This window comes from Trichloromonas sp., assembly GCF_041583255.1.
GTDB lineage: Bacteria > Desulfobacterota > Desulfuromonadia > Desulfuromonadales > Trichloromonadaceae > Trichloromonas.
Genome location: NZ_JBFHGD010000142.1, coordinates 1 through 8,583 on the forward strand (window position 1 = coordinate 1; position 8,583 = coordinate 8,583).

An 8,583-nucleotide genomic window follows, 5' to 3' on the forward strand; every position below is an offset into this window, starting at 1 on the left:
CCACTTGAGGGATTCCTGGTAGGCGGCCGGGACAAAGTTGTCATCCGCGTTCTCGCGAAACAGAACTTTCAGGCGATCCTGAATTTCTCCCGTGGAGACCTTGCGAACCGCCGCCACGTCGCGCTGATGGTCATCGCCATTGCGCTTTCTGGCCATCTGCCCGAGCAGGGTCATGATCGCCTGGGGGACCACAACCTGGTGATTTTCGACCTGGGTGAAGACATCGAGCAGGGTTTCATGCTGCAGGTTGGAAAGAATCTCCTCGACCAGGTCACTGCGGGAGGCCAGCGAGCGGAACGCGCTGTTGAGAAACTGCTTGCGCACCTCCGGGCTGAGCTTATCGATGAAAAGACCCAGCTTTCCCAGGGTTTCCTTGCGCAGTTCGCTTTCGGTCTGCTCGCTGTTTATCCGCTTCATGAATGAGACGATTTTCGCCTCGTAGCTGGCCTGTTGCCCGGTCTCGTCATCCAGGTCCTGGTCTCGACGACGATTCAGCGCTTCGGCGAGGACCTGGGGATCGAGGGAATCCAGGCCGGCCACTTCGCTGCCCGAAATATCCAGGGTGCCGTCGAGCAGGCCGCCGACGAAATCCTCCCACAGCCCGATCTCCGGCTCGCTCGAAGGGGCGCCGGCAGGAGACTTAATCCGTGCCATCTCGGTGGCGTGAAAGGCAGCGTAATCGATCCCCGTCGCCTCGATGCCGCGAACGCTGGCCCGGGCGAGAATAGCGGGAATCCCCCCCTGCTCATGGATCTCCTCGCGCTTGCCGCCGAGAGCCTTGCAGAAGAGGACGATCTCCGGCAGGCAAACCTGCCGATTGAACGCCAGGGAAGCAACCCCCGAATCGAACAGGCCGTTGGCCAGGTCCTTGAAAACCGCGTTGCCGCGCTCCAGGGCGTCACCGCCCATCAAAATGACGTTGCGGGCGATGCCGAGGGTGATCCGGTCGGTCATCTGGAAGAGCTGCTGCAGGTGATTCTGTAGCTGAGCGGAAGAATTTTCGATGATGGGGTGATTCGGCGGGTAGGAAGCGACTTGATGGCGGGTGATGTTCAGGGTGTAGAGCACCTTGAACAGAACCTTGGTGTCGAGTTCATGAATTTCGGTGTCAGCAGAACTGCTCGGCAAGACATGCCCTCCCCATATAAAACAAATTCTCCGATGAGACGTACGCCAATCTGAATCGGAGAATAATAGACGTAGCCAGGATAACATTTTTCAGAAATTATGCATTAGATTCTTCTTTTGGTGAAGGGAAAACAGTGCCCGCATTATCCGGCAAACTTGCGGTGAATGTTTCCTGGTTTATAATTGCACGATGATGAAAAGTTGGGAACGCCCCTCAAACCTGTTGCAATGGAGGATTGATGAAACTGCTGTGCTGCATATTCCTGACCGGGATCACCCTTATCCTGACTGCGGGGTGCGACAATAACAACGAAGCGTCCAAGGGCGCTCCTGGGGTCAACCTGGCCCAAGGTGAAAAGGTCTACAGCGAGCGCTGCGCCGCCTGCCACGACCGGGGCCTGGCCGGCGCCCCGCAGACCGGCAACCGGGGCGAGTGGACCAGTGCCATCGCCCAGGGGATCGACCTGATGGTGGCGCACTCGATCAACGGCTACCAGGGGCAGCGCGGTTTCATGCCCGCCCGGGGCGGCCACGCCGACCTCTCCGACAGCGACGTCACCGCCGCTGTCCATTACATGGTGCAAAAAAGCAGGTAAAACCAACGGAAGGAGCATTGACGTGAACAAAACTACGACCCTCACCATCCAAGGCCTGGCCTGTGCCCTCACCCTCGTTCTGGCTCTGTCCGGCTCGGCCCTCGCCGACAAAGGGGGCAGCGGCGGAATGTCCGGTTCCCCCATGTCCGGCAAGGGGATGAGCCACAGTATGGAAAGCCAGCAGAAGAAATCGGTTGAAAATCTCAACCGCGAGCGGATGGAGCAGGAGCACCAGATACGCGAACAGGGGCATTCCGCCGAAGACAAGATGCGTGAGATGAAAGAGAAAGAAGAAAAGTACCGCGAAGGGTACGAAACCGAAGAACGCAAATCGCACGAGGGCGACGACGACAAGCTCAAAGGGCTGGAAAAACAGCAGGAAAAGAAGCTGGAGCAGGAGCGGAAAGAGCTCGGCAAAGGCTCGGAGCAGGGGCAGGCCCAACGTCAGGAACACAGCCGCAAGTGGTGGAAGTTCTGGGAATAATCACTGCAAACCGCAAACAGAAGCCGGCGCACGCGCCGGCTTTTTTATTGCAGGCGGCATACATTTTTCATTTACCTAAGTAGGTAAGTATGTCATCATCCGGGCTGATATTTCACCCAGCGAGGCCCGTAGATGAACACAGAAAACAGCGACAACCAGATGGCCCTGTTCGGCCTGCCGGAGCCGGCCAAACCCGCCCCGGAAAAGTCCAAAAGCAAAAAAAGGCCGCAGCCGAAACCGGCCGCCGCGCCATCCAAACCTGCCCCATCGCCCGCCAGGAAAAAGGCCACGGCCAAAAAAGCCGCCGCCCCTGCCCCACCCCGCCGCGGCTCCGGCCTCGTCCCCGAGGGAGACATCCGCCTCACCGCCAACATCCGCGAAGACCTGCACCTGCGCCTGAAAATCGCCGCCGCCCGGCAGCGCACCACCATCGGCGAAATCATCGAAGAGCTGGTGGAGAAGTACGTCTAAGCTGGGCCGGGGAAACCTTCTTTTTTTGCTCAACGCTGCAAATAACTGTCAATTTCCGCGAACCACGCAGCGTCCTTTTGCGCCACACCGCAAGCCGCGAATTCTTCCCGCCACCCCGCAACGGCCGAGAATACGTGCTCGACAATGGTGCCAGCCCCGGGGATGCCCCACGCTCTTCCGAGCTTTTCCAGGTTGGATCGTCCCGGGTAAACTGGATCGAGGTCGAAAAAAAGCACATGTTCTCCCCGCTGCCCGATATCGGGCACAAGGTCAAAGGCGGGAGACAAACGCCAACCCTTGTCGCTGTCACAGACCATCCAGAAATTTTTCAGATGATCATCCGTGTTGTGCACCACGGCGTTAAATACCATCTGCCTGAACAAACGCTCCGAGTCTTCCTGCGGATCAGCGCTGACCTTACGCACTACATTCAGCATGTCCCCATACCGGCAGTGGTAGTACCCGGAAACGTTCAGCAAGGTCTGCAGACTGATCATGTGACGCCGCCCGGATGGAGACAGGTCGAAACGCCTGACCAGCAGTACGGGCCTGGAGCCAAATTCCACCAGGCGGGTCGGCGGGACAACCAGGCCAGCCCTTGCAGCCAGATTCATAGTGGCGGCTTCAATACGGACGACATCGACATTGTCTTTAATACTTGGGAACTTGGCAAGGCAATGCTCATCCGCGGCCGCATCGAAAACCAGGGCCTTGGGGCGTGCGCCCCCCGGTGAACTTCCCGCCCCGAGCAGCAGGTTGATATCAGCATCCGTATTCTCTCCGCGCTCGAACGCTTGAGCGGCCAACACCAGCCGATCGAGGTGGACAACGGAAAGTTCAGCAGAGGGCGAACCAGGGGCGCCCTGCTGAGTATAAGAGAGAGCACCCAGTCCAGAAGCACCCAGCGCCAGAAGCAAGGTCGGCAGGTTCTGCTGATGCAACGGCAAGCGGTGCCTGCGAACCAGCAAGCGTCGTCCCCAGTCATCGGGCAGGCTGTCTTCAAAGACCCCGAAAACCCCGGGATGCTCTACGGCAAAGTCCCCTTCGCGCAACGGCAGCGAGACAGGGTCCAGGGCAAAAGCATCGGATCGCCGCAGGTAGTCGGGCGCATAGCGAAACGCACCACGGTTGCGGCGGCCAGAGACGATTTCGCAGACCATTTCTCCAGCCCGAACGTCAACAGCATCTAGATTGATCCAGACCTCGATGCGATAAATCATTTATTTTCCTTGCGAGAAGCGCGCTGACGCCTGGGGCTTTGCGACTGATCATACTTGGCGAAAAGGTCTTCCGTCGGTGCCAGCAAGAAGTCAAGGTCCCCGGCATGATCCAGGATGTCCAGGGCCACAGCCCATTGGCCAATCTGGACCCTGGGGTCACCATTCTCCATCTTGTAATAGGTCGGAATACTCACACCGATCCGGGAGGCGAACACCTGCTGCGTCTCGTTACGCCGCAACCGCTCTTCACGCAGCCGTTCTCCCAGAGCCTTCAAACTGTCTGCCGTCTTTCCAGAAAGAATCATATCTCACAATAACAATAAGGGTTCTTTGTATTATCAACACATTTCCACCTTAATGCAAATTATTTTTTGTCTTAATGGATCTTGAGCACCGCGCCGGGTCAAACACAACAGGGAATCCGGTGCGGGGACAAACCAGTAACGCAGATTGACCACCATCGGCGAAATCATCGAAGAGCTGGTAGAGAAGTACGTCTAAGCCGGGTTTGGCAACCGGGTCGATTTGGTACCTTGCCAGCCCCCTGACCGGTGATATCATTTAAGTGTAAGAAGGGGCTAATCAACTCTGGCGCAGAGCCGGGATATATACATAGGAAAACCATGAACCGCATCTGAACCAGCTCCCGGAGAAAGAGAGGTTTCATGGGAAAGCCATCTACCTGAAATCAGACTACGCAGAGGATATCCCGATCAGCGAGACGCTGGCACGGCGAATAGCTCATCATATCGCCCTCGCCGTTAGAGCGATCACCAGCGGCGCCTGCAAGACCATCGTCTGGACCATCCTGTCGCTGCTCGCCCTGCTGGTCACCTGGCCGGCCCTGATCTACCTGGTCGCCCGCATCCTGATCGGGTCCTGACCGCAACCAGGATCGCAAAGCTGCCCCTAACCCATGCCAGAGAGTTTGCCATAAGCCGGGATCAAGCCCCGGCCTTTTTAATGCCAGGCTTCCTCGTTAAAACGATACCGGCGCATCCGCCCCGCCCTGAGCCAGCCCTCGCCACTCCAAACGCCCCCCTGACCAAAAGGTTAAATGGTCTGATCATCTTACCTACCATTTCTCACAAATTATCCCCGACCGTTTATTTTTCAATCGACAGGCGACCATTAATTAGGTATTGTCCCCTCTCTGTATATAATTACCAAATGCTGTTTGTTTTATTTTAGCCCCCCAAACCGGACGCTTGCACCATTTCAAGTTGCTTAAAAACGGCTTGGTAATTCGAACAAGAGATAACTTTCTATCGACAAGGGTGCGATTTTAATACAACAAGAACGCATTCGTTAACGGATCGGACAGCCCTCCGTCGCGGAACGAGGATGCGAACCGGCACCCCACAGGGGGCCGGCTGCAACCCCTCCGGGGACCGTGCAAGGCAGAGGCTTCGAGTGGGAATCACTATTCTTCTGGAGGAGAAACACGCATGAGTCAAAGCAAAGTACCAGGTCAGGCCTGGGTCACCGTCTTCGCCGGTACGGCCATCAATCTTTGCCTGGGCATCCTGTACGCCTGGAGCGTCTGGAAAAAAGCCCTGGTCAACCCCGAACTGGCCGGTGAGGTGATGACCGGGATCGACGCCGGCTGGACCTACCTGACCAACTCCCAGGCGGCCACCCCCTTTTCGCTCTGCATCATCATGTTCATGCTCTGCATGGTTCCCGGCGGCAAGATCCAGGACAAACTCGGGCCCAAGGCTTGCGCCACCATCGGCGGGCTCTGCCTGGCCGCCGGCTGCATCATCGCCGGCCTGATGAAGAGCTACACCGGCCTGATCATCGGCTTCGGCATCATGGGCGGCATCGGCATGGGCATCGGCTACGCCGCCCCCACCCCCGCCGCCCTCAAGTGGTTCGGCCCTCACCGCCGCGGCCTCATCGCCGGCCTGGTGGTCAGCGGCTACGGCGGCGCGGCGCTCTACATCAGCCCGCTGGCCCGCTACCTGATCGAAGGGTACGGCATCACCGGCAGCTTCATCGCCCTGGGGGTCATCTTCGCCCTGGTGGTCATCGTTGCAGGGCAGCTGCTCAACACCCCGCCGGCCGGCTACCAGCCCCCCGCCCCCCCGGTCGAGGCCAGCGCCGCAACCGCAATCGCCACCAAGGTCGACTGGGAGCCTTCGCAGATCGTCAAGACCAAGGCCTTCTTTTCCCTGGTGATCATGTTCGTGCTCGCCACCCAGTCGGGCCTGCTGATCATCGGCAACGCTGCCGGCCTGCTCAGCAAAGCCGGAAGCGCGGTCCCCTTCCTGGTGGCCAACGCCTGGATCCTCGCCGCTTACGGCGGCATCACCAACGCCGTGGGCCGCGTCGGCACCGGCGTCTACTCCGACCGCATCGGCCGCACCCGGGCCTACGCCATCAATTGCGGCGTCGCGGCGCTGTGCATGTTCTCACTGCCGATGATCATCGCCTCCGAGAACATCCTGCTGCTCTTCATCGCCACCGGTATCGGCTACTGGCAGTACGGCGGGCTGCTCTCCCTCATGCCTTCCTTCGTGGCCGACTTTTTCGGCGGCAAGAACCTCGGCATGAACTACGGCCTGGTCTTTATCGGCTGGGGTCTCGGCGCCTTCATGCCGAAGCTCGGCGGCATCATCCAGGACGCCACCGGCAGCCTCGACCTGGCCTTCTACATCTCGGGCAGCCTGCTGCTCGCCTCGGTGGCCATCGCCCTGCTCACCCGGCGCCCCGACGACAGTCACCTGCTCGCCGATGCGCCGACCGCAAAAAGCGAGGCCACGGCAGACGGGCTCGAAGAGCGCAAAGCCGCCTGAGCAGCGGCGCCAGGCGCCTGAGGTCGCATCAGCAAGCGCGGGCAACCAAGAAAATGGGATGCAAGACCAAAAAGGGCGGCCAATCGGCCGCCCTTTTTATATCCTGAGGCAATCTGTTAATCCTTTTCGGTGCAACTTCAGAGGGTCGCCCTGATCCGACCCCGAAGACCGGGGGCAAAATTACAGGGTGACCTTGACCGCGGCCGAGGCGCGGACCGCCTTCTGACGGGCCGTCTCGATACTTTCACCGCGGGCGACCACAACGCCCATGCGCCGCTGTCCCTTGATAAAAGGCTTTCCGAACAGGCGAAGGTCGGTGTCGGGCTCGGCCAAAACATCCTCGAGACCGGCAAAGGAAGGCTGCTGAGATTCCCCTTCCACCAGGATGACGCTCGAGGCCGAGGGGCCGTGCTGACGGATGGCCGGAACCGGCAGGCCTAAAATGGCCCGGGCGTGCAGGGCGAATTCGGAGAGATCCTGGGAAATGAGGGTGACCAGGCCGGTGTCGTGGGGGCGCGGCGAGACCTCGCTGAAGTAGACCGTATCCCCCTTGATGAAGAGCTCCACCCCGAAGATGCCGCGTCCGCCGAGCGCCTCGGTGATGGCGGCTGCGATCTTCTGCGATTCGGCCAGGGCAATTTCGCTCATCGGCTGGGGCTGCCAGGATTCGCGGTAGTCGCCGTCGATCTGCAGGTGTCCGATGGGCTGGCAGAAGGCAGTCCCGCCGGCGTGACGTACGGTCAGCAGGGTGATCTCGTAGTCGAAGTCGACAAACCCCTCGACGATCACCTTGCCCTTGCCGGCCCGGCCCCCTTCCTGGGCGTATTGCCAGGATTTCTCCATGTCGCCCGCGCTTTTGAGCACGCTCTGCCCCTTGCCCGAGCTGCTCATGATGGGCTTGACCACGCAGGGCAGGCCGATGGCTGCGATGGCGGCCTGAAACTCCTCAAAGGTTCCGGCAAAGCGGTAGGGGGAGGTTTTCAGCCCCAGCTCCTCACCGGCAAGGCGACGGATGCCTTCGCGGTTCATGGTCAGCCTGGTGGCGCGGGCGGTGGGAATGACCTTGAAGCCCTCTGCTTCGAGTTCGACCAGGGTGTCGGTGGCGATCGCCTCGACCTCGGGAACGATGTAGTCGGGCTGTTCCTTTTCGATGATGCCGCGCAGGGCCGCGCCGTCGAGCATCGAGACGACGTAGCTGCGGTGAGCGACCTGCATGGCGGGGGCATTGGGATACTGGTCCACGGCGATCACTTCGACGCCGAAGCGCTGCAACTCTATGGCCACTTCCTTGCCCAGCTCGCCTGAGCCGCAAAGCATGACCTTGGTTGCTGTCGGGGACAGGGGGGTGCCGATACGCGTCATATAAGCCTCTTCCATGTGAATTTGACGGTTATTCGTTGATGGCATCGGGGACAGCGGGAAAACGACCATCAGGTGGTGTTTCGAAAGGACGGGTCTCGGTGGTCCGGGAAGGCAAAGGGGGGGGGACTGAGGGCCCTTGCCGCATGGCTGCCGGGTGCCTGTTTGGCCGCAGGAAATCTACCCTGAAGGGCCGCGGGAGTCAAGGGGTAGATGAGGCGGCCCCGGAGAAAGGGACTCCCAGGGCACGGGCCTTTTTTCGGGAGGGGGGAAAGATTCTGCTCCCCTTTATCCCTGCGCGCCGCGCACCAGGCAAGGCCCGGCCGGCGATCCCGTGACGATGGCTGCCAAGAGAGCCCGGAGATATTCTCCGGGCTCTTTTGGCAGCGGTTGCTGCCTAGGGGCCTTCGAGCAGGCCGTCGCGCACCCGCACCAGGTGGTTGGCCCGGGCGGCGATCTCGCCGCTGTGGGTGACGAGGATGACCGTCTTCCCCTGGCGGTTGAGCTCCTCGAGCACCGCCATCACC

Annotated in this window: 8 protein-coding genes; 4 read left to right on the forward strand and 4 right to left on the reverse strand. The window is 60.0% G+C overall.

Going from position 1 to position 8,583, the window contains the following annotated elements:
• Nucleotides 1-1,128, reverse strand: a 1,128-nt coding sequence (locus tag ABYV89_RS11580) for a hypothetical protein (protein WP_432823111.1), incomplete at its 3' end; no start/stop codon positions are given.
• 239 nt (nucleotides 1,129-1,367) lie between these two features.
• Here ABYV89_RS11580 and ABYV89_RS11585 point away from each other — a divergent pair.
• The 3 genes from ABYV89_RS11585 to ABYV89_RS11595 all read left to right on the forward strand — a co-directional run bounded on the left by ABYV89_RS11585 (nucleotide 1,368) and on the right by ABYV89_RS11595 (nucleotide 2,679).
• Nucleotides 1,368-1,724 carry a c-type cytochrome gene (locus ABYV89_RS11585; protein ID WP_432823112.1) on the forward strand — a complete coding sequence of 119 codons (357 nt, stop codon included), beginning with the start codon at nucleotides 1,368-1,370 and terminating at the stop codon, nucleotides 1,722-1,724.
• A gap of 22 nt (nucleotides 1,725-1,746) precedes the next feature.
• A complete protein-coding gene (locus ABYV89_RS11590) occupies nucleotides 1,747-2,208 on the forward strand; it encodes a hypothetical protein (protein ID WP_432823113.1) in 462 nt (153 codons plus the stop codon).
• A gap of 132 nt (nucleotides 2,209-2,340) precedes the next feature.
• Nucleotides 2,341-2,679: a plasmid partition protein ParG gene (locus ABYV89_RS11595; RefSeq protein WP_432823114.1), complete on the forward strand. Its 339-nt coding sequence runs from the start codon at nucleotides 2,341-2,343 to the stop codon at nucleotides 2,677-2,679.
• Between the two features lie 29 nt (nucleotides 2,680-2,708).
• Here ABYV89_RS11595 and ABYV89_RS11600 read toward each other — a convergent pair whose 3' ends face one another.
• On the reverse strand, nucleotides 2,709-3,899 hold the full coding sequence (locus ABYV89_RS11600) for a type II toxin-antitoxin system HipA family toxin (protein ID WP_432823115.1): 1,191 nt from the start codon (nucleotides 3,897-3,899) through the stop codon (nucleotides 2,709-2,711).
• Nucleotides 3,896-4,174: a helix-turn-helix domain-containing protein gene (locus ABYV89_RS11605; protein ID WP_432823116.1), complete on the reverse strand. Its 279-nt coding sequence runs from the start codon at nucleotides 4,172-4,174 to the stop codon at nucleotides 3,896-3,898. Before ABYV89_RS11605 ends, ABYV89_RS11600 begins: the two co-directional genes overlap by 4 nt.
• Before the next feature lie 1,173 nt (nucleotides 4,175-5,347).
• Between ABYV89_RS11605 and ABYV89_RS11610 the strand changes: the two genes are divergently transcribed.
• The gene (locus ABYV89_RS11610; protein ID WP_432823117.1) at nucleotides 5,348-6,697 is read left to right on the forward strand and encodes an L-lactate MFS transporter; all 1,350 of its coding nucleotides are present in this window, start codon (nucleotides 5,348-5,350) and stop codon (nucleotides 6,695-6,697) included.
• A gap of 180 nt (nucleotides 6,698-6,877) precedes the next feature.
• On the opposite strand, the gene purT is transcribed toward ABYV89_RS11610, so the two are convergent.
• Nucleotides 6,878-8,059, reverse strand: a complete 1,182-nt coding sequence (gene purT, locus ABYV89_RS11615) for a formate-dependent phosphoribosylglycinamide formyltransferase (protein ID WP_432823118.1) — start codon at nucleotides 8,057-8,059, stop codon at nucleotides 6,878-6,880.
• Between the last annotated feature and the right edge of the window lie 524 nt (nucleotides 8,060-8,583).